Source organism: Corynebacterium sp. 20-84 (assembly GCF_053479455.1).
This window is the reverse complement of sequence record NZ_JBRBCB010000009.1, coordinates 100,599-127,057: the sequence shown is the minus strand read 5'-3', so window position 1 is coordinate 127,057 and position 26,459 is coordinate 100,599. Positions and strand designations below refer to the sequence as shown.

General features: G+C 61.3%; 18 protein-coding genes. 14 read left to right on the top strand and 4 right to left on the bottom strand.

Going from position 1 to position 26,459, the window contains the following annotated elements; all coding sequences use genetic code 11:
* Positions 1-239: 239 nt before the first annotated feature.
* Together ACUY2Y_RS08420 and ACUY2Y_RS08415 are read right to left on the bottom strand one after the other, a co-directional pair.
* Complete coding sequence (locus tag ACUY2Y_RS08420) at positions 240-1,217, bottom strand: hypothetical protein (protein WP_448325682.1); 978 nt, start codon at positions 1,215-1,217, stop codon at positions 240-242.
* Positions 1,218-1,404: 187 nt separating this feature from the next.
* Positions 1,405-2,790, bottom strand: a complete 1,386-nt coding sequence (locus tag ACUY2Y_RS08415) for a M20/M25/M40 family metallo-hydrolase (RefSeq protein WP_448325680.1) — start codon at positions 2,788-2,790, stop codon at positions 1,405-1,407.
* Positions 2,791-2,877: 87 nt separating this feature from the next.
* Between ACUY2Y_RS08415 and ACUY2Y_RS08410 the strand changes: the two genes are divergently transcribed.
* The 12 genes from ACUY2Y_RS08410 (at position 2,878) to ACUY2Y_RS08355 (ending at position 22,597) form a co-directional block, all read left to right on the top strand.
* Positions 2,878-3,363, top strand: coding sequence for a hypothetical protein (locus tag ACUY2Y_RS08410; RefSeq protein WP_448325678.1), 486 nt, complete (start codon positions 2,878-2,880; stop codon positions 3,361-3,363).
* A gap of 124 nt (positions 3,364-3,487) precedes the next feature.
* Positions 3,488-5,497 carry an OPT family oligopeptide transporter gene (locus ACUY2Y_RS08405; protein ID WP_448325677.1) on the top strand — a complete coding sequence of 670 codons (2,010 nt, stop codon included), beginning with the start codon at positions 3,488-3,490 and terminating at the stop codon, positions 5,495-5,497.
* 226 nt (positions 5,498-5,723) lie between these two features.
* On the top strand, positions 5,724-7,358 hold the full coding sequence (gene groL / locus ACUY2Y_RS08400) for a chaperonin GroEL (protein ID WP_259902423.1): 1,635 nt from the start codon (positions 5,724-5,726) through the stop codon (positions 7,356-7,358).
* A gap of 1,023 nt (positions 7,359-8,381) precedes the next feature.
* Complete coding sequence (locus ACUY2Y_RS08395; RefSeq protein ID WP_448325675.1) at positions 8,382-8,561, top strand: hypothetical protein; 180 nt, start codon at positions 8,382-8,384, stop codon at positions 8,559-8,561.
* Positions 8,562-8,602: 41 nt separating this feature from the next.
* Positions 8,603-8,761 carry a hypothetical protein gene (locus ACUY2Y_RS08390; protein WP_448325673.1) on the top strand — a complete coding sequence of 53 codons (159 nt, stop codon included), beginning with the start codon at positions 8,603-8,605 and terminating at the stop codon, positions 8,759-8,761.
* A 154-nt stretch (positions 8,762-8,915) separates the two neighbouring features.
* A complete protein-coding gene (gene ppk2 / locus ACUY2Y_RS08385) occupies positions 8,916-9,809 on the top strand; it encodes a polyphosphate kinase 2 (RefSeq protein WP_259850265.1) in 894 nt (297 codons plus the stop codon).
* A 213-nt stretch (positions 9,810-10,022) separates the two neighbouring features.
* Positions 10,023-10,628: an enoyl-CoA hydratase-related protein gene (locus tag ACUY2Y_RS08380; protein WP_210575858.1), complete on the top strand. Its 606-nt coding sequence runs from the start codon at positions 10,023-10,025 to the stop codon at positions 10,626-10,628.
* A 243-nt stretch (positions 10,629-10,871) separates the two neighbouring features.
* Positions 10,872-17,066, top strand: a complete 6,195-nt coding sequence (locus tag ACUY2Y_RS08375; RefSeq protein ID WP_448325670.1) for a CshA/CshB family fibrillar adhesin-related protein — start codon at positions 10,872-10,874, stop codon at positions 17,064-17,066.
* A 228-nt stretch (positions 17,067-17,294) separates the two neighbouring features.
* Positions 17,295-18,806: a SpaH/EbpB family LPXTG-anchored major pilin gene (locus ACUY2Y_RS08370; RefSeq protein ID WP_448325668.1), complete on the top strand. Its 1,512-nt coding sequence runs from the start codon at positions 17,295-17,297 to the stop codon at positions 18,804-18,806.
* Positions 18,807-18,909: 103 nt separating this feature from the next.
* Positions 18,910-20,433 (top strand): LPXTG cell wall anchor domain-containing protein, encoded by a 1,524-nt coding sequence (locus ACUY2Y_RS08365; protein ID WP_448325666.1) that lies wholly within the window; start codon positions 18,910-18,912, stop codon positions 20,431-20,433.
* Positions 20,434-20,463: 30 nt separating this feature from the next.
* Positions 20,464-21,378, top strand: a complete 915-nt coding sequence (locus tag ACUY2Y_RS08360) for a class C sortase (protein ID WP_448325664.1) — start codon at positions 20,464-20,466, stop codon at positions 21,376-21,378.
* A 301-nt stretch (positions 21,379-21,679) separates the two neighbouring features.
* Positions 21,680-22,597 (top strand): hypothetical protein, encoded by a 918-nt coding sequence (locus tag ACUY2Y_RS08355; protein ID WP_448325662.1) that lies wholly within the window; start codon positions 21,680-21,682, stop codon positions 22,595-22,597.
* Between the two features lie 115 nt (positions 22,598-22,712).
* On the opposite strand, the gene ACUY2Y_RS08350 is transcribed toward ACUY2Y_RS08355, so the two are convergent.
* Together ACUY2Y_RS08350 and ACUY2Y_RS08345 are read right to left on the bottom strand one after the other, a co-directional pair.
* Positions 22,713-23,201 (bottom strand): MarR family winged helix-turn-helix transcriptional regulator, encoded by a 489-nt coding sequence (locus ACUY2Y_RS08350; protein ID WP_448325660.1) that lies wholly within the window; start codon positions 23,199-23,201, stop codon positions 22,713-22,715.
* Positions 23,202-23,318: 117 nt separating this feature from the next.
* A complete protein-coding gene (locus tag ACUY2Y_RS08345) occupies positions 23,319-23,609 on the bottom strand; it encodes a rhodanese-like domain-containing protein (protein ID WP_448325658.1) in 291 nt (96 codons plus the stop codon).
* Between the two features lie 32 nt (positions 23,610-23,641).
* Here ACUY2Y_RS08345 and ACUY2Y_RS08340 point away from each other — a divergent pair, with 32 nt between their 5' ends.
* Complete coding sequence (locus ACUY2Y_RS08340; protein ID WP_448325657.1) at positions 23,642-24,454, top strand: hypothetical protein; 813 nt, start codon at positions 23,642-23,644, stop codon at positions 24,452-24,454.
* A 439-nt stretch (positions 24,455-24,893) separates the two neighbouring features.
* On the top strand, positions 24,894-26,363 hold the full coding sequence (locus tag ACUY2Y_RS08335) for a SpaH/EbpB family LPXTG-anchored major pilin (RefSeq protein WP_448325656.1): 1,470 nt from the start codon (positions 24,894-24,896) through the stop codon (positions 26,361-26,363).
* Positions 26,364-26,459 lie beyond the last annotated feature (96 nt).

The following is a 26,459-nucleotide window of genomic DNA, read 5'->3' as shown; positions in this document are numbered from 1 at the left end:
GCTATATTGAAGGAGCGAAAGCCACCGGGTGGAAACAAGCCATCAACCAACTAGCCGTGGCTTACCCCGACCGATTCGCGGACTACTTGTAAACCAAACCCCCGCACACAAAGAATCGGACACTCTCCGATGCGGGACTGGATGTTTTTTCTTCGGCCGCGGGTTGGATTCGTAATGCAGCCTGCTGCGAGGTACCCCTAGGAGGGTCAAAGCTTTGGTTTTTGACCACCCCAATGCCATTAAGGTCTCGATGAGTTGTTGTTCTTCTTGTCGACCAGCTTCATAGCGGCGTCGGTGCTCTTCGGATAAGGGTTGTCCTCCGCGTCGTAGTCCACGCCAGGAATATCTGGCATGGTCTCTAACGCTTTTCCCAGCACATCACAGGTCGCTTCTGCCCGCTGCAGCTTTACCTGCTGGGCTTGGGCAGCCCGAGCAGCTTTTTTCAGATCTTTCTTCTGCTGCGCGATTGTGCGGTCGGCCTCATTGAGTTTGGCCGCCATTTTCCTATTCAACCGGGCAGCTTCTTTTAGCTCATGCTCTAATTGTTCGACCCTGTCAGCATCCACAGACGATTGCCCTTTCTTCTGGCGTCGACGCGAACTCAGCGTCCCATCAACGACTTTGACCTTCCAGCTATGCATCGTATTGGCATCAATCCCGTGGTCATCAAGAAATGCCCGCTTCTGGCCACGAGGCAAACGATGATAATGATGAACCAGATCCCGGATGTAGTCATCAGATAAAACCAAAGCCCGCACCGGCACCCCCACACCAGCTGCATCGGCCGCAGCAGCCTGGTCAGCATCCCAACCGGCACGCTCACGCTGATCTTTAGCCCGACCCCACTTAGCCAACGTCCCCGCATACGTACCGTGCCGGTCTAACCACACCCCTTTACAACCATGCGGCACACTGCGGTACACCGTGACCATCTGATCCTTCTGCGCCGCGGTAAAACGCTGCACCTTGCCATCTAACTGGGGTGGTGAAAACACGAACCTACCCGCGGCAGGATCATCAACATCAACCGCATCGAGAACTTGTCCCGGCGCTAAATACGACACAGGCAACGCCAACCACGACTGCACCCGAACCCCACTACGAGCACGCCGACGCCGCCCCAACTCATCAAAAGACCGACCGATCAACGCCTCACGTTGCGACTGAAACTCATAAGTCGCCAACTGCTCAGGAACAAGAACCGGAACCTCAAACAAAACCCCAACCTCCTACTGCAACTGGTTCACAACCAGCCTGACAGCAGAGGGCGAATGGAATCTTGATCCACCGGCCCCTTGAGGTAGGGGCGTGGCCGGCGGGGTGCCGGGGTGCCGGGGTGCCGGGTGCCGGGCTAACAGGGCGCCGGTCCCAGGATGCCGGACTGAGTGGGTCTACCGAGTGGCGCTAGAGCTTGGTGACGCGCTGGAGGAACTTCGCCTCGGCGACGGCCACGCGCTCGATCTCGTAGGGGTGGACGGACTCGTCGACGGAGTGGATGCCGGCGTTGTTGTCCTCGACGCCGTACATGGCGATGGCGGCGTCAGGGTAGTGTTCCTGCAGCTTGGCGGTCAGCGGGATGGAGCCGCCGGAGCCGACGGTGACCAGGTCGGTGGAGGCGGTGACTGCGGCGTCGCTGCCCTCGGCTTCCTTGTAGGCCTCCTGCAGGCACTCGCCAAGCAGGGCGATGGCGGGGCGGGAGTGGTCGGTGGCGAAACCGTGGTTGACGTCGAAGATCTCCACCTCGACCTTGGCGCCCCAGGGGGTGTGGTCGATGATGTGCTGCTTCAGGGTCTCGGCGGTTGCGGCGGGGTCCATGCCGGCAGGGACGCGGAGGTTCAGCTGGGCTTCGGCACGCGGAATGATGGCATTGACTGCCTCGGCAACCGGGGTGGAGGTGAACCCGATGACGGTGACGGCGGGGCGGGCCCACACCATGTCGGCGGCGTTCTCCCCGCCGTTGTCGATGTCGCCCATCAGGGACACACCGTCGAGGACGCCGGCGTCCTTACGGAAGGCGTCGGTGTTGTAGGGCTGGCCGGGCCAAGTGGCAGTAAGGGCGTCGCCGAGGCCGTCGATGGTGGTGCGGCCGGTGTCGTCGCGAAGCGAATCGAGGGTGCGGATCAGTGCGGCGACGGGGTCCGGTGCGGGGCCGCCGAAGGTGCCGGAGTGGATGGCGCCGTTCAGGGTCTCCACCGTGACCTTGAGCTGGGCGCCGCCGCGCAGGGCGGTGGTCAGGGTTGGGGTGCCCACGGCGACGTTGCCGGAATCGGCGATGAGGATGATGTCGGCCTGGAACAGTTCCGGCTTCTCCTCGATCAGTTTCTCCAGGCCACCGCCGCCGAGCTCCTCGGAGCCTTCGACGAGGACGACGAGGTTGGCATCGGTGCCGCCGGCGTCGTCGATAAGCCTCAAAGCCTCAAGGTGCATGGCGACGTTGCCTTTGCAATCGGCGGCGCCGCGTCCGTACCAGCGGCCGTCGCGCTCGGTGAGGGTGAACGGGTCGGCGGTCCAGGCTGCGGGGTCGCCGGCGGGGACGACGTCGTAGTGGGAATAAAGGAGGACGGTCGGCGCGTCGTCGCTGACGTGCTTGCGCGCGATGATCGCGTCGGCGTTGTCCACCGTGGCGTGGCGCTCGACCTCAAGGCCGCGCTCGGCCAGGGCGTTCGCGACCCAGTCGGCGGCGGCGCCGTGCTGGTCGGCGAGTTCCGGCACCGAGTGGGGCGAGTTGAAGGAAACGAGTGCGGAAAGGTCGTTGAAAATCCGTTCGCGGTTCGGTTCGAAAGTGCTCATGAGCTCGAACGTACCAGCGCCCGAATCCGCCGTGCGCGACGCGTCTGCCTTGTAAGATCGGCGCTACAGCGACGAAGGGGGCGCGACGTGTTGGAGTGGTACTCAGGGCACATGGCGGAGGATCCGTTCAAAACGGTCGTCCTGACCATTTTGATCGTGGCCTTCTTCATCCAGATTGCGTGGCCGCGAGTTCGCGACCTGTTCGACCCCGTCGTGAAGCGGGAGTACGGGCACGTGGTCGCCGTGGACATCGCCGTGGACGGGGGAGCGTGGTGGAAGGGCAACGAGGATCCCATGCAGACCCGGGAGCTCGCGCGCATGCCGTCGGGGGAGGAGCTGCTGTTCGCCTGGGTCGATGGCACGATCGGGCTGCACCGAGACATCAAGCGCCAGGTTTTCGCGCGCGGGGGCTGGCTCATCAATCAGACCGCGCCGAAGATCAACGCCGATCCGCACACGCAGCAAGCGGCGATCGCGCAGATGAAGGCGCGCTATTTCCGTTACTGGCTTCCGCAACCCAAGTCAATAGTGGTCGTGCACCGAAAAAGCGGGAGATATCAAGGCAAGTACTAGGCACAACGCTTATCGACGGCCGCGTGGTAGCCGAAACTGCTGGCCTACCTTGATTGTTCCGGCTTTCAACGATTGTTGACGGCAGAGTAATATGCCTGCCAACACATTGTTAGAAAGGCGCGAAATGGATAACAAGACGGGACTGCGTGAGCTGACGCTGCGCGGAATCATCATCGGTGGACTGATCACGCTCGTGTTCACCGCGGCGAATGTGTACCTGGGCCTGAAGGTGGGTCTGACCTTTGCCACGTCCATTCCCGCCGCGGTCATTTCGATGGCTGTGCTGCGTAAATTCGCCGGTCACAATGTGAAAGAAAACAATATTGTGCAGACGATCGCGTCGGCAGCGGGAACGCTGTCCGCGATCATTTTCGTCTTGCCGGGCTTGGTGATGATCGGCTACTGGCAAGGCTTCCCGTTCTGGACCACGGCGATGGTGTGCGCGCTCGGCGGCATCCTCGGCGTGATGTTCTCGGTGCCGCTGCGCCGCGCGCTGGTCACGGGGTCCGACCTGCCGTACCCGGAGGGCGTGGCTGCTGCGGAGGTCCTGCGCGTCGGCGATGGTGATCCGAATAACGAGGAGAACGTCAAGGGTCTGCGCACCATCGTCATCGGCGGTGTCGTCTCCGCCTTCTACGGCCTGCTCGCCGCGATGAAGGCCGCCGCTAGCGAGATCGCCGGCACCTTCAAATTCGCCAAGGGTGCGACCATGCTGGGCGGCTCGCTCTCCCTCGCGCTCATCGGCGTTGGCCACCTCGTGGGCATGACGGTCGGTATCGCCATGCTCGTCGGCGTGGTCATCTCCTTCTTCGTTCTTCTTCCGTGGCGCACGTCGTCGCTTATCGACGGCTCCGTCACTGACCTTTCTGAGATCGTCTCCACCACCTTCGCCTCCGAGATCCGCTTCATCGGTGTGGGCACCATGGCAGTGGCAGCCCTGTGGACTCTGGTGAAGATCGCGGGCCCAGTGGTCAAGGGTGTTAGCGCGTCCCTGTCTAGCTCCCGCAAGCGCGCCGCCGGTACTGAGGTGGACGTGACGGAGCAGGATATTCCGTTCCCGATCGTGCTCGGCACCATCTTGGTCTCCATGCTCCCGATCGGCTTTTTGCTCTGGAATTTCCAGCGCGGCACCGATATTCACGAGCATGCATTCGGCTTGACGACGATCTCTGTCCTCTTCATCCTCATCGCCGGCCTCGTCATCGCGTCGGTCTGCGGTTACATGGCTGGCCTGATCGGCGCATCCAACTCGCCGATCTCCTCGGTGGGCATCATCGCCGTGATCACGTCAGCACTGCTCATCGCCGCCTTCACCGCCGGCACTGACGCGAGCGCGACGTCTCTCGTGGCGTACACGCTGTTCACTGCCGCGATCGTCTTCGGCATCGCGACGATCTCCAACGACAACTTGCAGGACCTCAAGACAGGCCAGCTTGTCGACGCCACCCCCTGGAAGCAGCAGGTCGCCCTCATCATCGGCGTGCTGTTCGGTTCCGTGGTCATTCCTCCGGTGCTGCACCTGATGCTGACCGGCTTCGGCTTCCAGGGCATGGAGGGCGCCGGCCCCGATGCACTCGCCGCACCGCAGGCCGCTCTCATGTCCTCGGTCGCCACCGGTATTTTCGATGACTCCCTGAACTGGAACCTCATCTTCCTCGGCGCCGCGATCGGCACTGTCGTGATCATCATCGACGAGATCCTCAGTGCGACCACCGACAAGAAGTACTCGCTGCCGCCACTGGCCGTCGGCATGGGCATGTACCTGCCGGTCAGCGTCACCGTGATGGTTCCGCTGGGCGCCATCATCGGTAATTTCTACAACCGTTGGGCCTCCCACCAGCGCAACCCGGAGTCCGCGATTCGCATGGGCACCCTCGGCGCCACGGGCCTCATCGTCGGCGAGTCCCTGTTCGGCGTGGTCAACGCCGGCATCATCGCCGCTTCCCAGGGCGAGAGTCCCTTGGAGATCTTCGAGGAGAGCATCTGGACGACCATCGTCGGCATCGTGCTCTTCGTCGCCGGCATCGCCTTCATCTACAGCCGCACCGCCAAGGCTGCCAAGGATCTGCCGATCACGGCGCCGACAGATGCAGCCGCTGCTAAGCGCGCTGAGACTCACGACAGCTCCAAGTAATGCTCGGGGGCGCGCAGCAAAGGTTCGCCCCGACATTGCACTCGCAGCCTCACACTGCTAAAAATGGCTTTAGCACTCCCGCCAAGTGAGTGCTAAAAAGTCAATTTCGAGCGGGTGAGGCTGTTTTGCACTCACCAGCCGTGCCGTCGCGGGCGCCCGCTTGGACCTTGTATGACGTGAGAGTGGCGTCGCCTTTTCCTATATAAACGAGGAGCAACAAACTCACATGGCAAAGATGATCGCATTCGACGAGGAAGCACGCCGCAGCCTCGAGCAGGGTCTGAACACCCTGGCTGATGCTGTGAAGGTCACCCTCGGCCCTAAGGGCCGCAACGTCGTCCTGGAGAAGTCCTGGGGCGCGCCGGCAATTACGAATGACGGCGTGACCATCGCTAAGGACATCGAGCTCGAGGATCCGTACGAGAAGATCGGCGCTGAGCTGGTCAAGGAAGTCGCCAAGAAGACTGACGACGTCGCTGGCGACGGCACCACCACTGCGACCGTTCTGGCGCAGGCACTGGTGCGCGAAGGTCTGCGCAACGTGGCCGCCGGCTCCAACCCGATGGGCATCAAGCGCGGTATCCAGGCTGCGACCGACAAGGTGTCTTCCATCCTTCTCGACTCCGCTAAGGAGGTCGAGACTGAAGAGGAGATCGCTTCTACCGCTGGTATTTCGGCATCCGACCCGGAGATCGGCAAGAAGATCGCCGAGGCAATGTACGCCGTCGGCAACGGCTCCGTGAACAAGGAGTCCGTGATCACGGTTGAGGAGTCCAACACCTTCGGCGTCGACCTCGAGGTCACCGAAGGTATGCGCTTCGACAAGGGCTACATTTCCGCCTACTTCGCCACCGACATGGAGCGCGGCGAGGCCGTGCTTGAGGATCCGTACATCCTTCTCGTCTCCGGCAAGATCTCCAATGTCAAGGAGCTCGTCCCGGTCCTGGAGCAGGTCATGCAGTCCGGCAAGCCGCTGCTGATCATCGCTGAGGACGTCGAGGGCGAGGCCCTGTCCACCCTCGTGGTCAACAAGATCCGCGGCACCTTTAAGTCCGTGGCAGTGAAGGCACCGGGCTTCGGCGACCGCCGCAAGGCAATGCTGCAGGACATCGCGATCCTCACCGGCGGCCAGGTCATCTCCGAGGAGGTCGGCCTGTCCCTCGACGGTGCTGACGTTTCCCTGCTCGGCCAGGCACGCAAGGCCGTCATCACCAAGGACGACACCACGATCGTCCAGGGTGCCGGCGACCAGGCTCAGATCGAGGGTCGCGTGAAGCAGATCCGTGCTGAGATCGAGAACTCCGATTCCGACTACGACCGCGAGAAGCTCCAGGAGCGCCTGGCGAAGCTCGCCGGCGGTGTCGCAGTCCTCAAGGTCGGCGCAGCCACCGAGGTCGAGCTGAAGGAGCGCAAGCTCCGCATCGAGGATGCTGTCCGCAACGCTAAGGCAGCAGTCGAGGAGGGCATCGTCGCCGGCGGCGGTGTCGCACTCCTGCAGGCAGCCAAGGAGCTCGAGGGCGACCTGGGCCTCGAAGGCGACGAGGCCACCGGCGTCAAGATCGTCCGCGAGGCTCTCTCCGCACCGCTGAAGCAGATCGCCCTCAACGCTGGCCTCGAGCCGGGCGTTGTCGCCGACAAGGTCGCTAACCTCCCGGCAGGTCAGGGTCTGAACGCAGCCACCGGCGAGTACGTCGAGATGCTGGCCAACGGCATCGCTGACCCGGCCAAGGTCACCCGTTCCGCTCTGCAGAACGCTGCCTCCATCGCCGGCCTCTTCCTCACCACCGAGGCCGTCGTCGCCCAGAAGCCGGAGCCCGCAGCTCCCGCCATGGACCCGGAGGCCATGGGCGGCATGATGTAAAAACGCATCCCGCTTAACGACGCCCCGCCCCACCCCGTCCGCTCCCGCGGCCGCGGTGGCGCGGGGTTTCGTGCTTCTCCTCGCACACGTGATGCAGAAAGCTGAGTCGTACGCGATTGCTACGCTGCGCTGAAGCAGAAAAATGAGAGTGGCCCTCCGTCCCCATCGCGGAAACGGAAGGCCACTCAAGTATGTCTAGCGCAAAACCCAATGCGCTTTTCGGTTGTGCGAAGTCAATCGCAGCCGACCCTCAGGGTGGTGGGATATCATCCCAAATCCCTCGGGAGAACGAGAGTACCAGGAGCGCTGGAAGCGGTTATTTCACGATCAAGGTTCTGTTGATCACCAAAGAGGAGTCGCCGACGTTTTGGAAGCTCAGCTCGGACGAGCTCCATGCATCCACGCGAATGTGGCAGATTGTCGAAGCGCTCGACCCATACAAAGAGTGGGATCTTTCCGAGCTTGCGCTGGAGCAACAGGGTCAGGTTCTAGGTCGTTCGGGCCTGAATCTCTAAACCATTGCCACGCGCGAGCGGCGCGTGAAGTGCCTTGAGGGCAGTTTTCCAGCTTTCCGACGCGTTCTCTGACCCGGTCAACCATCTCTCTGGTGTTGGTGAAAGTGGGGCAAGTGCACCATTGGGCTTCTAAGTGGCGGTTGTGACACGCCGATTCACCCCCGGTATAGGGTGATTCTGAAACCTATAAAGGGTTCCTTTTAGGTGAATATCGCGTTATCGCAATGGTTTTGTTGGCCGTTACGCAAAGTAGGTGAGATCTTCGTCGCGTTCATGTTTGAGGTCAAAAAGGTGCACGCCAATGGGGTGTGTCAACATCTGTTCATCTTAAGTTCACGCATCGAGTCACGGGCAAGCTTCAAAATGCTGGTAGCCGCGTACAAATCTCGGTGTTGACCCCTGGGAGATGTGTGGCAATATATCTACCTGTGACGCCCGATCGGGGTGTCTGAAAACCAGAAACCCTCATCCGGCGCTGGCCGGTAGATTACGCAAGGAGATTCTTCACATGGACGTGAAAGAAATCATCACCCACCTCGAAAACTTCGCGAACACCTGGAAGGGCTGGGGCGACTTCCTCGGCGGTCTCGTCAAGTTCTTCGGCACCGACGGCATCCTGGATTCCATCAATACGTGGAAGGGTGCTGGCAACGCACTTGAGGGCCTGTTCGGCTCCGCTGACAAGTAATTCTCGCATTCATCTTCACTGATCCTCTAAGGAGATACCCCATGGAAAACAACCAGTCTGACTTCATCGCCGGTTCCACTAAGGCTGCTGCTGGCCTGGACACCTTCTGGAACAACACCCTCGCTCCGCTGTTCGACCTGATGGCTCCGCTCGTCAAGTCCGCTGAGGGCCTCATCAAGCTGCTGAAGCTCCTCCCGTAGTAGGAGCCACGCTTCGCTAGAGATCTAGCGAGCACTCAAGGATCCCGCTGCTTGGCAGCGGGGTTTCTGCGTTTATTGGGGGATGGGGGTTTGGAGGGGAGCGTCGATAAGCGTTGCTCAGCGGGGTCGCGCATGCGCCGCTAAACTGGCGGGCATGGCGAACGATGATGACATGCCCTTGATCGATCTGACGGAAACTGAAGGCTACTACGTCGACGATTCAGACGAAGACGACCCGGTGCTGCTGCAGGCGGACGGCACCCCGATTCAGACGTGGCGCGAGAATTACCCGTACGACGAACGCATGACGCGCGACGAATACGAGAAGGTCAAGCGCGCGCTGCAGATCGAGCTGCTGAAGTGGCAGAACTGGACGAAGGACACGGGCCAGCGCCACATCATCATCTTTGAGGGGCGTGACGCGGCCGGCAAGGGCGGCACCATCAAGCGCTTCAACGAGCACCTGAATCCGCGTGGCGCGCGCACGGTGGCGCTGGAGAAGCCGTCGCCGCGCGAGTCCACCTCGTGGTACTTCCAGCGCTACATCGAGCACTTCCCGGCCGGCGGCGAGATCGTCTTCTTCGACCGCTCCTGGTACAACCGTTCTGGCGTGGAACGCGTGATGGGCTTCTGTACGGAGTCGCAGCACGCGGAGTTCCTGCGCGAGGTGCCGATGCTGGAGAACATGATCCTCGGCTCCGGCATCTCGCTAACCAAGTTCTGGTTCTCCGTCACGCGCAAGGAGCAGCGCACGCGATTTGCTATCCGCCAGGTCGACCCGGTGCGCCAGTGGAAGCTGTCGCCGATGGACCTCGCCTCGCTGGATAAGTGGGACGACTACACCCGCGCGAAGGAGGAGCAGTTCCGCTACACGGACACCGACGAGTCCCCGTGGGTGACCATCAAGTCCAACGACAAGAAGCGCGCCCGCGTCAATGCGATGCGCTACATTCTGTCCAAGTTCGAGTACACGAACAAGGATCACGACGTGGTGGGGGAGCCGGACCCGTTGATCGTCAAGCGCGGCCGCGACCAGATCGGGGACTAGTTCCTCGAGTCTTGGGTTTCTACCCTTGGCTAGATGTTGACCCTAGAACTTAGTTTCCCCAGGTGGGATTTCGGCGGCATCGTCGGATCACTCGGGAAACTAATTTTTGGGGTCAACATCTAGTTTTTGCCTTTTCTGTCCCCTTCTAGGCCCCGCGAAATTTAAGTCTGTTTGCCGTTGTGAGCCCCGCCCGCGGAGCCTAGTGTCGATGATGTGCTGATCAACGTCACCCGCCCCGCAGACAGCGTCGCCGTTTTGACCATCGACCGCGACGAGAAACGCAACGCACTCAGCGAAGAGTTGCTCGTCGAGCTCGCGGAAACGCTTGAGCGGGAGCTTATCGACGCCCCCTCGATCCTCCTCACCGGCGCCGGCTCCGCCTTCTCCGCTGGTGCAGATCTGTCCGCCGGAGACCCCGCCGCGATCTACCCGGCGCTGAAGCGCGTACTGGAGATCATTCGTGGCGCTGAGAAAGCCGTGGTGGCGTATGTGAACGGTCCGGCGATCGGCGCCGGTGCGATGCTCGCGGGGGCGTGCGATATCCGGGTTGTGGCGCCGTCGGCACGGTTTTCTATTCCCGTCGCCAGGATGGGTGTTCCTGTCACACCTGAGCTTGCCAGCGCGCTCGCGGATCTCGTCGGTGGCGCCCGCACCCGCACAATGCTGATGACGGGCATGCCCATCAACTCCGTCACTGCCGTCGACTGTGGTTTCGCCGCACTCCGCGGCACCTTCGACGACGCAGTCGAGGTGGCGAAAGTCTGCGCCGACGGCTCCCCAGCGACGATCGCGTCGATCAAGAACGCTTTCTTCGAGTAGTGGACTCACCGGGGTGTCGGCCACTTTCACGGAATTCCGTGCCAGGACGGCTAAGCGTTGTGGGCACACTGTGTTTTAGGCGTGTGAGTTGGGTGAACTTGGAGTTTCCAGTGAAGTTTCAGGGGTTGCGCAGGGAAAGGTGACGGTGACATAATTTTCTCTGCAACTGACTGCTCGCCCTTAACCAAGGCTGACAGTCGACTGTGATGCACCTCCGTTGACAACTCACCATAGAGGGCAGGCATGCGAAATTTTGCTGGGTCGCTTTCGAGGCGCCGTCACCGGTTCCTCGCCGCAGCCGTCATCCTGATCATGACGGTGGCTCTGCTCGCTGCACCCCCGACGGCGCAGCAAGCTCAAGCGCAAACGCAGACCGGTGGGGCCACGTCTGACGGGGTGAATTTTGGTGACTGCGACTTCCGTATCGGCACGGGTGCGGCTGAGCAGTGGGCGAACCAGATCTGCTGGCTGGACATGCGCGGTTTCGATCAAAACGGGAAGATCACCAAGCGAATCGGCCAGTACACCCTCACGGCTGATGTGACGGTAGAAAAGAACCGGTGGGCTGATAACGCCCGTCGAACTGCGACCTTCACTCCCCAGTCAGAGCAGGCATGGTCGGAGGCCGCCTTCGGCAAGAAGGGCTTCTTCGAAAAGGATCCGGCGTCCAATCAGCTCGACATCTTGAAGATGCGTTATGGCTGGGCTCGCATCAAGCTCAACAACATCAAGATCGTTGACGCTGCTGGCAACCCTGTACCGAACTCGAGGTTGATGCTTGCGGATGCGGAGGCGACCGGCTCCGGTGGTCCAGGCGAATGGATCAGTGCATCCGCGTCCAATGGCGTGACCAAACTCGACGCGATCAAGTCACCATTCAGTAACAATGGCACGTGCCAGGGCCGGTTCGGGCCGGGGAACGAGCCGGAGCACAGGAACTGGACTGGGCATGAGCCGATCCAGCGAGATTTCGTGTGCTGGGACAACAACGGATCCGGTAACCGTGGCATGTTCGTTGCGGCGATGGATGATCCGACGTGGGCCGAGATCAGCATCGGCGTGTACGACTCCGGTTTCCAGGCTATTGCCTTGGGGGTCGCGCTGGGGCGCGTCCAGTTCGCTAATGACGCAGGCCGGGTGAACGTGAAGTCTAATTTCGAGGAGCTCGCCGCCGGTAAGGCGAGTACTGCGGACTACACCGCTGTTCTGCGTGAGGGCACAAATGAGACTCCGATCGACATTCCGGCTGAAGGAGGTTATACCACCTTCATCCGCAAGCTCGGCGCCGGTGGTGTGCCAACGGATCAGCTTGTCTACCGCTCGAAAATGACCACTGACGGTGCGAATCCGTTCGACCGCTATGAGCCCGAGTGGACGTGCGTGGCCAAGACAGACGGTGCGCCGGTGGTGACAAGATTGCGCAGCGGATCTAAGGACGGCTTGGCGGTGACGAATAATCGGGAGACGGGCACAACCGAGATTGCAACGACGAACCAAGACAATCGCGAGATCAACTGCACTGTCAGTTGGGAATCGAAATATCAGCCGGCCACGTTAGAGCTGAGCAAGCATCTCGAAGGCACGGCGAAGGACTTCTCGGAGATGAACGACCGAAAGTTCATCATCAATTACAAGTGCGACGACCTCAATGGTTTTGAGAAGGCGTACCCGGGGCGCTTGAGCGGTTCCCGCACTTTCACCCGCGGCCAGTCAGAAACGGTCACAGGCCTGCCCGTGGGCGCGAATTGCACTGTGTGGGAGTCGTTCCAGAAGGGTGATAAACCGGTGCTGCCCGGCAAGACACTGAAGCTGGGCTGGGGAAGCAACGGCGCCTCAACGGCCACGAACTACAAGCAAGGCCAAAACGGTGCGAAGTCGGATCCGGCCCTGAACTTGAAGCTGGGTGCGACCAATAACGCTGCGGCGCACAATATCTACGATTTCAAGCCGGGCACGCTGCACTTGTCCAAGGAAATCCTCGGTGAGCCGGTCACTGAGGCAGTCGGCGGGGGCGCGGGATCGGTTCCGACTCCGACGTATAAGTTCAGGATCAAGTGTGACACGACGCAGTTCGACGTCGAAAAGCAATTGACGTTGGCTCGTCGCACTGATGCAAGCGGCAAGACTGTCGTCGACGGGACGATCGATATCACTGGCATTCCCACGGAACGCCCGTGCAGTGTCACGCCGTTGACTGACTTGAACACCGAGCAGCAAAACTACATTCACTTTGATAGCCGCGTGGTCACCGTGGGCAATGCCTCCACGAACCCGGTTGAACCCTCTGGTCCGCAGGGCAAGTCCTACGAATTCCGCTTGCCGGAGAACGCGCCTGAGACGACGATCGATTTCAAGACCACCTATAGCTACGTGAAGCGCGACCTTACCGTGCACAAATTGCTCGCTGGCGAAGGTGGTGCGAGTCAGGAGTTCGACGGCAAGGACTTCACTGTCAACTACCGTTGCGAGCGCAAGGGCGAATACGACCGTGACAAGCAGCTGTACATCCCGAATATCGCGCCTGTGGAAGGCTCCGTCACCGTCGGCCGCGGCAAGGACGCGGTGATTCCGGACCTCAAGGTCGGCGCTGAGTGCAAGGTGTGGGAAGACGAGTCCAAGCTTCCGCAGACAAGCCACATTGAGTTCGAGAAAGCAGTGGTCGCATCCAATAATGCACAGGACCAGACCACGGAGTTGACCAATGCCGATGCGGCGACCAAGCCCGTGCTGACGGTCCGTCCGACGGGCGATACCGAGCAGAACCTGGTCACCGTCACCAATACGTACAAGGCGAAACTGGGCACCGTCGACGTCAAGAAGGCCATCAACAACACTGCGCCGGGATTCACTCCGCCGAGCTCGTACGAGGTCAAGGTCCGCTGCGGCAAGCGCAACCTGTTCGAGGATGGGGCGGCGCGTCCATACGATCTCGTGGGCACCGTCAACGTCGCTGCGAACGGCACATCTACTGTCGTCGCTGACGATCCGAAGTTGAATGTGAACGGTGCGATGGCCGTCCCTTATGGCAATGAGTGCACCTTCGAGGAGACTCCGCCGACGTACCCGGCAGGGGTCGAATGGACCCTCAGCGGAACCGAGTCCGAAACGATCGAAGCGCCTTCCACGACGAAGACCATCACCAACACTTTCGCTCCGCGCGGCTCCGGCTTGACCATCTCGCAGGTGCTCCAGGGTGAGGAAGCGCTCGTTCCCGAAGGTGGAGTCGCATACCGCCTGACGTGTACCGGGGGTTCTCTCGCGGCGCCGATGACTCAGGAATTCACCCTGACCAGGGATAATCCGAGGAAGAAATTCGATGCGAACTTCGCGCCGTCGAAAAGCAATTGCGTGCTGGAACGCACATCGCCCGAAACGAACGAGCGAACCGTGAACGGCACGACCTTCCCCGTCACGAATACTGAGGGGTACCGCTTCGCGGTGGACAATGACCCGGTGCGCGAGCTGGGGCAGAGCGAGCGCTTCACTGTCGGCAACACGTCCGCGGTGATCGTGACGCAAAACTACGGGCTTCTCGACGCCCCCGTCACCGCCCACAAGCACATCACCTTCAAGGAAGCGTATCCCGGTGGACCGACGTACATTTCCGATCCGCGAAAGAGCGTCAAGCTGCACCGTGAGTTCCCCGTGACCCTGACGTGCACCGATCCGCTCAGCCGTGAGACCTTGCGCCTGGAGACCACCGTGTCCGTGAACAAAGACCCGCAAAGCGGTGTCAATGTTTACGACGGTGCTGCTGATATCAACGCGAATGTCCCTGTGGGGTCGACGTGCGAGGTGGAAGAGAAGTACACCACGACCGCGACCGGTATCAGCCTCGAACGCGATATTGCTGTGAACGGTAACGCGGTGCCGGGTGCGCGCGGCGACGCCGACAACACCGGAGCGGTGGGCGGCAGCTTTGCCGTCGGCCGCGATAAGAACGACCTTGTCTTCAATAACTCCTACACCCGTCGCACCACCGAGATGACGGTGAAGAAGATCGCCGACCTGCCTGGCTCCATTCGCGAGAAGGTTAGCGCCGAAGAGCTGCAGAGCAAGCTCCACGACCACACCATCACTATGGTGTGCCGCGACCCAGAGGCCCGGGACAGCGAGGGCAATGAGGTGCCGTTGTTCGAAGCGCCGAACGGCTCCATTCACGGTGAAGGCGAGCACACCTTCACTAATGTTCCGGTCGGATCTGATTGCGAGTTCACCGGCGATAATTTCGGATCCCTGAAACTTGAAGCGAATGGCTTGTCGGCGTACCTGCGCCCGCAGCACGTCAGCTGGAGCGCACTGGGTTCCGGTGGTGACGTGACTGCTGATAGCGAGCTCAAGAATGAAGTCGCGTCATCGCCACTGTTCACCAGCGTGGACGACGCGAAACGCAACGTGGTCGGCCTGGAAAACCACTACCGCTACGAGATGGCCCCTGTGACCCTGACCAAGGATGTGGTGGGCGAGCAGGCGGATATTGAGACGCTGACGAAGGATCAAACGAAGTTCAACTTCGCGATGTCGTGCCGCGCACTCGGTTACGAGTCCAGCACCATCGGCGGCCAGCGCAACTCGATCGGTTATGGCTACAACAACGACAGTGGCGAACCGTATGTCCTGCCGCGCACCGTGGTGTGGGGCACCGGCGAGGGCCGGTTCACCCGCCAAGAGGACCAGAACGGAATGCAGGTCTGGCGCTTCACATCAGATGAGGCTTATGTTCCGGCGGGGTCCGATTGCTCCTTCACCGAGCTCAGTCCTGAAGGGGTCGACCCGGTGCTGAGCTTTGAGCCGCGCGAGAAGGATGTGCAGAAGGCTGTCGCCGCCCCGGCGGCACCACCGGAGCAACCGGCGGCGACTGATCTGGCGTTCACCAACGATGTCGACCGCCGCACCGCGACCGTTCGCTTCGTCGCCTACGAGTCGGGCTATGTCGAGGGCGAGGCCAGCCCGTACACCGCCGAGGTCAAGTGCACCTTCGGCACTGAGACCAAGGCACACAGGACCTACACCGTCAACATCGAGCGTGGTGCTGTCTCGGTGGGCTCCTTGCCTACATCTGATCTTGCGCCCGCCGGTGGCGTGGAATTGGAGCTTCCCGCTGGCGGCGACTGCTCGATCGATTACGGTGATTCGCCTTCGCTGCAGGCCCGCCCAGTCATCGATGTCACCGGCATCGGCGACAGCAAGAACCGCCGCCCGTACACCCAGTTCGCGACCTGGACCGACGGCACCCGTGAGGGGCCGACCACGAGTTTGGCCGCGACGGACCTGGAGACCATCGGGGAGAAGAATTACGCCCATTCCTTCACCGTCCCGCAGTCCAGTGATGCTCAGACTGGCATCCGCCAGGTCATCGGTGTCGAGGCCTTCCACCCGCGCGCTCGCGTGGACGTGGAGGTGAACAAGACTGCCGCGGGCGGTGACAGTGCCAATGCGACCTTCAAGTTCAACCAGTCCTGCACCAGTAGTAACCAGGACTTCACGCTGAAAAACGGTGGTAAGCACATCATCGAAAATGTCTACGTGGGCAACAGCTGCCTGATCACGGAGTCTAATGACGGAGACGGCGAAATCTCATCGATCCTGGATGTCACCGGGCAGGGCTCCCGCATCTCCGACCTTGCCGTTTCAGAAGGCTCAGCTAGTGCCGGCGAAGAATCGGCGATCGTCCACCAGGACGTTCGTTTCACCGCGCTACCGGTGGCGGACGCGAGCGATTTCCGAATCCGCGATTCCCGCCTGTGGCGCCTGGATCTGCGGAACCGCTTCCCGTCGCTGAAGGTGACCAAGTCCATCGACGGCACTCCGCTCGGCGACGCCACCGGTGCTCTCACCGGCGTGACCCTTTTGCCCAGCGACGCGAAGTCCATGCGCGTGACCTACACCGCGAAAAATGACGGCGCCTTCCCGCTTTCGGGCATGACGCTTAACGACGCTTCCCTGGCCGGCCGCACCCTCACCCCCGTAAAGGACGGCGCTCAGGCCGGCGACCCAGTGACGGTGGGCGAGGACGGGACAATCCCGGCTGGAGTCTGCACTCCGCCTGCGACCCTTCCGGCAGGCGAGGAGTACGCATGCACCTTCGACGTGGACATTTCCGACAAGTCCTACGAAGAGGATTACCGCTATCCCGACGATGGTGGTGAAGCTCCAGTGACGGTCACCGCCACGATGGAGGGCGCCAACGGACAGAAGGTCACGGCCACCGATAGTCAGGGCGCACTGCGTCCGTCCGGCTTGCTGGGCTTCCTGCTGCCGGAAACCGGCATGCAGACTCTTGTCTGGTTCCTCATTCTCGGCCTGATCCTCTTCGGTATCGGCGCGTGGCGAGTCCTGCGCCGTGACGATGACGACGACGAAGACATTCACAACGGCAACGGTCCATCCGATGGAGGACCCGCACGTGGAGAGGAGGCCACGGTGCCTGCGCCGTAGATCAATGTGGCGGCGCCGCTACCGCGCTAGGTAGTCGCTCCGCCACGTGAACCCCCTGTCCACCCATCCGCGCGGTAGAGCAGTGAAGCGGTCTAGCAAGCCCGCCTCACGCGGGCACTGCCGCACCGCAACCGAGACACAATTCGAATCGCTGACACGTCACTACCTCGCAGGCGTGCGAGACACCCTCAAGCGCCGCGAACTACCACTTCATAGAGAGGAAGAACAATGTCCCGTCTCGCACACAAAACCCTGGCCATTGCAACGGCCGCAGCTATCTCCATCGCAGGCCCGGTCGGCGCGTCCATGACGCTCTCCCCGGTCGCCCAGGCACAGGAGCAGAACGCCCCCATCAACCTCGATGCGAAAACCACCCTGACCATCGCCAAGCAGGAGGGCGTTCCTGGCGACGCCACCCCAGCTAAGGAAGGGTTCAAGTTCAAAGCAGAGAAGATCACCACGAAGCCGCTGAACACCTCCGAGGGCTGGGCTGAAGTCCGCGACATCATGGCCAAGGGCGCCGAGAATGCCCCTGTGGACACCTCTTTCAATGCCGTGGAGAAGACCACCGACGCATCCGGCAAGGCTGTCTTCGACACCCTTGGTGTCGGCCTGTTCCGCATCACGGAGCTCCGTAACGGTAACTACACCGTTGCCCGCCCGTTCCTGGTCACCCTCCCGCTGACCCAGGATGGTGCGTACAATTACGAACCGACGGTGTCCCCGAAGAACCAGCTCATCGAGCCGACCAAGGAAGCGGATGACACGGGCGTGACCGTGGGCAAGAACATCCACTACACCATTGAGGCACCGGTTCCGGTAGCCGAGAAGACCGTCGAGGGCACCAACGATCTGACCAAGTTCACCATCACCGATAACCTCCCGGACGAGCTGAACTACGACTCGAACGCCGCAGTGAAGATCGGCAACGTCGGCACCGACGGCGCGTTCACCGAGGTGAGCAACGACATTGCCTCTGGCACTGATTACACCCTGACTGCTGAAGGCAAGCAGGTGAAGGTCGTGTTCACTGAGTCCGGACTGAAGAAGCTCCAGGAACTTCGTGATGAGAACCCGAACTTGAACGTGCAGCTCGCTTTCGATGCCAAGGTCGTGAAGATTCCGGCCGACGGCAAGATCGAGAACACCGCTCAGATCGGCACCCCGAACTCCGAAGAAGACATTGACACCAAGCCGAAGAACCCGAGTGAGGGTGATAACGAAGGCCCGAAGGTGACCCAGTTCGCCAACGTGGAGATCACCAAGACCGTCTCCGGCGGTGCTGAGGATGCCACCGGTAACGGCGCCCAGTTCCAGGTGTTCAAGTGCACCCAGGACGGCGATAAGTGGAAGGTCGAGGGCGAGTCCCTGCCGTTCACCAACGAGGAGGGCACCGAAGCTCTGACCGACAAGAACATCACCGCTGAAGGCGGCGCTGCCGGAACCAACGCGGTGGCTAAGGGCTTCGGCTTCCAGGTCGACCAGGGTGCCGAGTACTGCGCAGTGGAGACCAAGGCACCGGCCGGCTTCGTGGCCAACCCGGATCCGTTCCACCTGACGGTCACTCCGGCTGCGGAAAACACCCGTGCCGTGTACAAGGGCCAGATCGACAACGTGAAGGACAGCATCTGGGGCAACCTGCCTGCTACCGGTGAGCGCACCATGCTCATCCTGCTCGGCCTGGGTGCTCTGCTGTTCGCCAGCGGCGCCGCTTACCAGCTGAACCGCCGCAACGCCTAAGGGCATTGACGCCGCCGCAGGAGGTCTACTCCGCGGCGGCACCCCACACCACCCCCACCGAAATGGAACCCCGTTAGGGGTTCGTCGAGATCAGGAGACACACGTGAACGTCAAACGAAGTGCTGCGGGCGCACTTGCCGCCGTCGCCTTCACGGTCGGTGCGGCTGTCGCGCCAGTGGTGTCCCCTGCACTGCACCCGGTGCCTGCCTACGCGCAAGCGACGGCGGGGAATGTTTCAGTGAACCTCGTTGAGTCGGTGGGGAAAGAGTGGTTCGACAGGATCGGCGACCGCACAGTCACCCTCGAACGGGTCGCTGACGTCGACCCGAATGATCCCAAGCAGTTGAAGGACCTGGATATCCCGAAGCTGAAGAACGAGGACCCCGGGAAGTTCACGGAGGCTGCGTCGGGTCGCACCTCTGGGGGTTCGGTGACGCTCAATGCGGATCCGGGCGTGTACCTGCTCACCGTCGCCGACGATACAAACGTCACCGGGGACGACGCGGATCGTCGGGTGTTCTACTCGCCGATTGTCGTGGTGGTCCCCTCAGGCGGCGGAAGCCAGACCGTCACGCCGAAAGCTCAGGTGTTGGGCATCAAAGTGGACCCGTTGACCGCGTGCGAAACACCTCAGTGGAGTGAGGCGGCCGCGCCGGGAACGTATCTCGAGTACGACTTCACCGCATCTGTGCCGAACCTCAGCACAGATGGAACCATCGGTTCTTATTCTCTCGACGTGACTTTGTCCCCCGGCCACACTGTTCTGTGGGAAGCGGGGGACCCAGCGACGGAGCTCACCGCGGCTGGCCCGACCCGACCCAAGGTGCAGGCAGCGCCGCCCGCTGGTGGGGAAGGGGAAGTAAGGGTATTCACGGCCGTCGATAAGCGAAATGTTTTCGTGCTCGCTGCGGACCGAGCGAAGGAACCCGTGAACAAACTTGAAGCGCCCAAGGTGTTTGTGCGTGGCGCGGGGGAGACCCTTGAGCTCGAACTGAAGCGTGATTACACGCTGAAGAAATCCGGTGCTGATTCCGCGACCGTCACGCTGACCGACGGAGGGCTAAAGGAGCTTGCGCGACTGCGCGCCGCCGACGCTGGGACGCAGGTGGATGTGTGGATGCCGGTTCGTGCCAATGAGAAGGGGCCCTGGGGAGGCGGGCCCGTGCGCGACGTCGTGCTCGGCGATCTCGCGGCTACCGTGCGTCTGACCACCGACGGCATGGACCACAACCGCGCGCCCGTCACTGTCGAGCACGTGAATCACGTGAATGTGGTCAAACGTGAAGCCTGCTTCAAAGCGGGTGCATCTCCGTCCACGACCCCGACCGAGAAGTCGCCGTCGACTCCCGGTTCCGGTGACGGACCTACCTCCACAGTGACAACGACCGTCCAGGCTCCCGGAGGGTCAACCGTGGGCGAGCCAGGTGCGCCCGGCAGCGATTCGGGCAAGAAAGGCGAGTCCGGATCATCGAACGGATCGCAGGACACACCCCGAGGTCTCGCATCGACCGGTGCGGCAGTCATAGGAGTGTCCCTCGCCGGCGCCCTGTTCATTCTTCTAGGTCTGTTCATGCAGCGTCGACGCCGCGAAGAGGACGAGGAAAAGGAACTTAAACAGCGCGATTAGAACGCAGACAAGCATCAAGGATTCAACCTAGTGGGCACACCCAAATCTGAGCGACGGAAAAAGACGAACAATATCGTCTCCATCATCATCCTCATCCTTGGTGCGTTGCTGCTGCTCTATCCAGTCGCGTCGACCTTGTCGTACCAGTACCGAACCGTCAAGCAGAACGAGGCGTACGCAACGGATATCGAGGCTTTGGACGCCGGCGCGAAGGCCGAGCAATTACGCAAAGCCCACGAATACAACGACCGTCTCCTCGCGGCCGGACCGCATGCACGCGCGCCTATCGACGGCGACCCCGGCTTCGCCGACTACATGACTCAGCTGACCCTGCCGGAGCAGTACCACATCATGGCCCGCATCAGGGTGCCCGCGATCAATGTGGACCTGCCGGTGTACCACACCACCCAACCCAAGGTGCTTTACGACGGAGCCGGCCACATGTACGGCTCCACCCTCCCCGTTGGCGGGATGGGCACGAACGCGGTGATTTCCGCCCACACTGGCATGGTCAACGCCGCCATGTTCGACCAGCTGCCCATGCTCAAAGAGGGCGATGACATCTTCATCGAGGTCATGGGGGAGACGCTGCGCTACAAAATGACATCCCGTGAAGTAGTCAAACCTGACCGCTACGACGCTGTCACGTATGAGCCGAATCTCGACCAAGTCACCCTCATTACTTGCACTCCCTACGGCCTGAACACCGACCGTCTTCTAGTCCACGCCGTGCGCGTACCTCTCGAACCGGGGCAGGAGATCCCCGAAGCCGGCATCGGCTGGTCCTGGTGGATGATCGTGGTGGTACTTGTCGTTTTCATTGTGCTCCTCCTGATTTGGTGGAAGCGCCGCCGCGACCGGAAGCGTCGCCGTGCCCGCGAGGCTCGTCGAGGCGCCAAAATGACAGCCGGGGCCGACGAGGCCGCGCATGTTGAAAATATTTAAAGATTTGCGCAGGTGACAGTGCGCAAAATCGGGCGTTCGAACAGCCGCTGCTGGAATCGTTGTTGAACTGGCAAGTTTGAGATGCTATTCGAACGCTAAGCGGTTTTTCCGCCATTTTCGCAGCGTATGGGGCGCGATAAAGATGGTGTGTTGCCTGTGTTGTTCTTGTGATTAGTGTGACTCTCGCCTACAGTGAGGTCTAACCCTGAAGTACGGGTCGAGACTTGTCGCTTGGCTGCGCGGTCCATCACCTTGCTTTTGGGACTCTTTTCCTTTTCCTACTTCCCCAAGGAGAGAATCTATGAAGCGCTTCAACAAGACCGCGATTGCCATTGCGCTGTCCGGTGCCCTCGCACTCGGCGTTGCACCGACCGCAGACGCTCAGGAGGCTCCGGCTGCCACCGTCAACCATGAGGGTGCTACCTGGTACCTGCACAGCAACGGCCAGTTCTACGTCAACGACGCAGCACTCGTCTTCACCCCGGCCGACCAGATCAAGGACGATGCGAAGATCGGCCTCGATGCTGTTAACGCCGAGGGCGAAGAGGCTGCCCCGGCTGCTGACGAGCAGGGGCTGCCGCTGCCGGCCGAGATCACCATCGACGGCGCGACCTGGTACCTGCACAACGACAAGATCCACTACGTCAAGAATCGCGACCAGTGGAACACCCCGGTCGCCGAGATCGCTGAAGGCGACAAGATTGCCATCGGCGACATCGACGCTGCTGGCGAGATCGCAGGCGACCAGACCCAGGGCGACCCCAACCAGGGCGGCAACCAGGGTGACAACCCTCAGGGCGACAGCTCCTCGAGCGACACTGAGCTGACCCCGGGCCAGATCGCCGGCATCGTTGCTGGCGTGCTGGCTGGCACCCTGGTCATCGGTGGCGTCGTGTACAAGCTGGTCATGGACAAGAACGGCAAGCCGGTCTACGTGCCGGAAGACAAGGCTGGCAAGGAGCCGTCCGCCGAGGATAAGGCTGCTTCCGACAAGCTGATCTCCGAGAACGCTGACGAGATCAAGCGCCAGACCGCTACCGCCGAGAAGATGGGCGAAGAGGTTGTGAAGGTCGGGGGCGACGCTGCTGGCGCCGACTCCGAGCGTGGCGTCAACGCCGAGACCGGTAACAACACCATCGCGAAGGGCCTGGTTGGCCTGCTGATCGCATCCATCATGGGTGCTGCAATCTTCGCGTTCGGCCGTCGTCGCCTGGTCTAAGGCACTGGCTTAAACTCCCAATAGGCCTAAAACTCCCCATCCGCTGCTGGCAACTGGCCGGCGGCAGGTGGGGAGTTTTGTCGTTTGGATCCAGATTGCGTAGACCGAAGACCGACTACTTGGAATCCGACTCCGAACCGCTGCCTGCATCTGAGTCGGACTGGCCCTGCGGAGAAGACATGATCGCCTGGGACAGTTTCCGGAGCTGCTTGAGCTGCTTGGTGGTGGTGGCGTCGAGGGCGCGGTCTTCAGCTTCTCCGACGGCGGTGGCGAGCTGGGCCTGAGCCTTGGAACCCTTCTTGGTGGGGATGATGATCTGGCGGCGGCGGTCCTTGGGGTCGCGTTCGCGGGTGACCCAGCCGTGGGATTCGAGGGAGTCGACGAGGCGCACCATGTCGGAGGCGTCGATAGCGAGGAGCTCAGAGAGCTGGGTCTGGCTCGCGGCGTGCTCGAGGGTGCAGGTGAGGACCCAGAATTCGCGCATGGTGGTGCCCAGCTTGGACAGGGCTTTTTCGACCTCGTCTTTGGTGGCGCGGCGGACGCGCTCGATCTGGAACGAGGGGGATTGGGTTAGCGCGGTGGGGTGTTCCAAGGATTCAGCCATGGGCATCAATGTATCAGCCGTGGGGGAATCCTATGGTTGGGTGTTAGTGAAGGTTTGATGCCCCATGCGCAGTCTGCGGGGTGAGCTGGGGCAAAGGGGGATAATTGGGAGCGTCAACTACTCCGTCGGCAGTCCGGCATTCACCCACGCTTGGGTGCCGCCTTCAACATTGATGGCTTCAGTGCCACGGACAGTCTCGAGGAACTGGGAAGCTTCGGCGGAGCGGCCGCCGGATTTGCAGATGACGTAGATGGGCTGCTCGTAATCGATCTTCTCGGAAAGAGCTGCGAAGTTGGACAGGGGAAGGTTCACAGCGTTCTTTGCGTGGACTTCGGAGAATTCGTCGGGCTCGCGGACGTCGATAAGCTGGGCGTTTTCGGGCACTTCGTTGACCTGTACTGACTTCATGGCGCCAGTCTAGATGAACTATTGTTTTTGCTATGGCTGGCGACGACGCACGCGGGTACACACCGCGGACAACACCGCAGGTGCCGCGCTCGACGCGCGACGCTTATCGACGTCCCCCCGCCCCGCGCCCCGCCGGCCCGCCGCGCCGGTTCAAACGGCAGCCGCCGTGGGTATACAAAATGCGCCGCACGGTGGCCGTGCTGCTGATGATCGTGCTCGTCGTGGGGTTCATCCGCGCCTGCGTGCCCAGCGAACACGACCGCGAGATGAAGGCGTGGAAGGAGCAGGCGAACCAGGCGGTGGAGCAACCCCTGGATGTCGGTGAGGCGGACATCCCGCCGTCGCGCCCAGTGGAGATGCGCATCCCCGGCCTGGACCTCACGGCCCCCTTCGAGGAGGGCGACTGCCGTTTCAAAGACGGCGCGATCGACCCCGACACGTTGAGCGAGGCCTGCGCGTTCACCGCCAAGGACAAGCCGTACGTCCTGCCCGGCACCACGAGCGAGGACATCGTTGTCATCTCCGGTCACGCGGCCGCCGGCGTACCGGCCGTCTTCGACAAGCTTTACGACGTCAAAGAACAGCGCCACACCGTCAAAACCGGCGATGTCATGTACCTGAAAACCCAGGAATCGGGCGACCGCTGGCTCAAATACCAGGCCACCGACCTGCACGAGCCCGACAAGAAAGGCCTGTCCCAGTCCGCCGAGATCTGGGGCAACGTCCCCATGCCCGGTCGCCTTTTGACCATCTCCTGCATCCAGCCCGCCAACCCCTTCGAAGACGCCGTGCGCAACGCCGTCATCGGGTGGCAGCTGCAGGGGGTTGTGGATCAGCCGGAGTAGGGCAACAGCAACGCCCCGGGGGATCGCTGGGCGCGACGGTTGGCCACACGATTCAGACCGTGAGCAATTTATACCGTGTCCTCGCGTGAGCGAGCGCCTGTGTTTGGGCCTAAAACGGGGGTGCTTTGGGCCCACATTCCGAAAATGTAATCTAACTCACAACTCATTTTGTATCACGCGCTTGTCACATTCTATTTCGCGGGGGGGGGGGCAAATCCCCAGCTTGTATATACAGCGAACGCACAGAATGGGCGTGAACCTATATTTCTTCACTTTCAGCTCCTAATACTCCCGTTTTACTGAATTTTTTAAGGCATTTTCAGGTTGCTTGCCATCGAACCTGCGCCTTTAATCAGGGGTATCCGCAGGCTGCAGGGCCTTTCAAATTGGCAACTCGGCCCAGCGGTTCGAGCCCCAATCCCCTTTGAAAGGAACTCCAATGGCCAACGCCATCAAGAAGACCGCAGCTATTGCGCTGGCTGCGGGACTGTCTTTCGCCGGCTCTGCTGGCTTCGCTGCACAGGATGCATTTGCGCAGGACCCTGCGACCCCTGTTGTTCATGAGCAGGGATCCAACTTCTCGCTGACCGTCCAGAAGCGTGAAGGTGCATGGAAGCAGAACGACAACTACGAGGGTGGCGAACTTGCAACACCTCCGGGCGAGGCGCTCGCAGCTGGGTTCAAGTTCAAGATCGAGCAGGTAACCCCGGCCGCCGATGACATCAACAATGCTTCCAAGGCGACACCGGTTCAGGGTGGCGCCACTAAGGAAGGCGAAACCGACGCGTCCGGTTCCATCAAGTTCGATAACCTCCCTGAGGGCGTGTACCGCGTAACGGAGACTGGCGTTCCGGAAGGCAGCAACTATGTTCCTGGCCCGGCTTTCTTGGTTACTGTCCCGGTAACCAAGAAGGACGGCACCGGAGTCATCAATGACGTCGTTGTCTACCCGAAGAACACCGAGACCACCGTTGAGAAGTCCGTCAAGGATGCTGATAAGAACTCGGGCGACACCGTCGAGTACACCATTAGCGCAAATGCCCCGGTCGTGCCGGAGGGCAATGTTCTGACCTCTTTTGAGGTGCAGGATGCGTTCAAGAAGAGCGAGCTCACTGGCGTCAAGGTCACCAAGGTTGAGGTTGACGGCGTTGCTCTGGACGCTTCTTCCGACTACAAGGTTGTTGATGGCGAGATCACCGATGGCCCGGCTGATGCTGACACGACCAAGACTGTCGAGTTCACCGAAGCAGGCCTGCAGAAGATCAGTAAGCAGCAGGGCGCCAAGGTCAAGGTCTACCTCACCGCAACTCTGGAGCAGGTTGGCGACGGCGAGGTTGTGAACAACGCTCGCACCATCGTTCGTGGTCCGAACTCCAAGTCGACTGATGAGCCGAAGGAAACCCCGTGGGACGAGGTTAAGACCTACCTCGGCAAGCTGCGTCTGCTGAAGACCGATGGTGGCGAGCAGAAGCTTGCTGGCGCCACCTTCGACCTGTTCCGCTGTGATGCTGATGGCAACAAGCAGGGCGATGCCATTGAGACCGGTGTTGTTTCCGGTCAGGACGGTCTGGTCAACTTCAACAAGTCTCTCCACGTTACCGACTACGAAGACGACGCTGAGGTAGCAGAAGTCACCAAGCGTTACTGCGCAGTCGAGACCAAGGCGCCGGAGGGCTACCAGAAGCTGAGCAAGCCGATCGTCATTGAGTTCACTCGTGCAGACCGCACTGAGAACCTGACCGTCGGCGACGTTACTTACGAGAAGGTCCAGAAGACCGAGACCGTCGTCAACACCAAGCCGCTGCTGCCGTCCACCGGTGGCATGGGTATCTTGATCGTCGCCCTTGCTGGCCTCGCGATCATCGGTGGCGGTGCTTACGCAGCACGCCGCAACTCCCAGTCCGCGTAAGTGGATAACTCCACAGTGCTAGCTAGCACTGCTGGGTAGGGGCACCAGGGGCTAGACCGGCCCTGGGTGACAACGCCTGCCGGCGGGAAGGCGTAA

Excerpts from the sequence above, each read along its gene's own strand:
- ACUY2Y_RS08350 (WP_448325660.1), bottom strand. The coding sequence starts at position 23,201 with ATGGCTGAATCCTTGGAACACCCCACCGCGCTAACCCAATCCCCCTCG.
- ACUY2Y_RS08340 (WP_448325657.1), top strand. The coding sequence starts at position 23,642 with ATGGCTGGCGACGACGCACGCGGGTACACACCGCGGACAACACCGCAG.
- ACUY2Y_RS08345 (WP_448325658.1), bottom strand. The coding sequence starts at position 23,609 with ATGAAGTCAGTACAGGTCAACGAAGTGCCCGAAAACGCCCAGCTTATC.
- ACUY2Y_RS08395 (WP_448325675.1), top strand. The coding sequence starts at position 8,382 with ATGGACGTGAAAGAAATCATCACCCACCTCGAAAACTTCGCGAACACC.
- ACUY2Y_RS08355 (WP_448325662.1), top strand. The coding sequence starts at position 21,680 with ATGAAGCGCTTCAACAAGACCGCGATTGCCATTGCGCTGTCCGGTGCC.
- ppk2 (WP_259850265.1), top strand. The coding sequence starts at position 8,916 with ATGGCGAACGATGATGACATGCCCTTGATCGATCTGACGGAAACTGAA.
- ACUY2Y_RS08390 (WP_448325673.1), top strand. The coding sequence starts at position 8,603 with ATGGAAAACAACCAGTCTGACTTCATCGCCGGTTCCACTAAGGCTGCT.
- ACUY2Y_RS08375 (WP_448325670.1), top strand. The coding sequence starts at position 10,872 with ATGCGAAATTTTGCTGGGTCGCTTTCGAGGCGCCGTCACCGGTTCCTC.
- ACUY2Y_RS08335 (WP_448325656.1), top strand. The coding sequence starts at position 24,894 with ATGGCCAACGCCATCAAGAAGACCGCAGCTATTGCGCTGGCTGCGGGA.
- ACUY2Y_RS08415 (WP_448325680.1), bottom strand. The coding sequence starts at position 2,790 with ATGAGCACTTTCGAACCGAACCGCGAACGGATTTTCAACGACCTTTCC.
- ACUY2Y_RS08370 (WP_448325668.1), top strand. The coding sequence starts at position 17,295 with ATGTCCCGTCTCGCACACAAAACCCTGGCCATTGCAACGGCCGCAGCT.
- groL (WP_259902423.1), top strand. The coding sequence starts at position 5,724 with ATGGCAAAGATGATCGCATTCGACGAGGAAGCACGCCGCAGCCTCGAG.
- ACUY2Y_RS08405 (WP_448325677.1), top strand. The coding sequence starts at position 3,488 with ATGGATAACAAGACGGGACTGCGTGAGCTGACGCTGCGCGGAATCATC.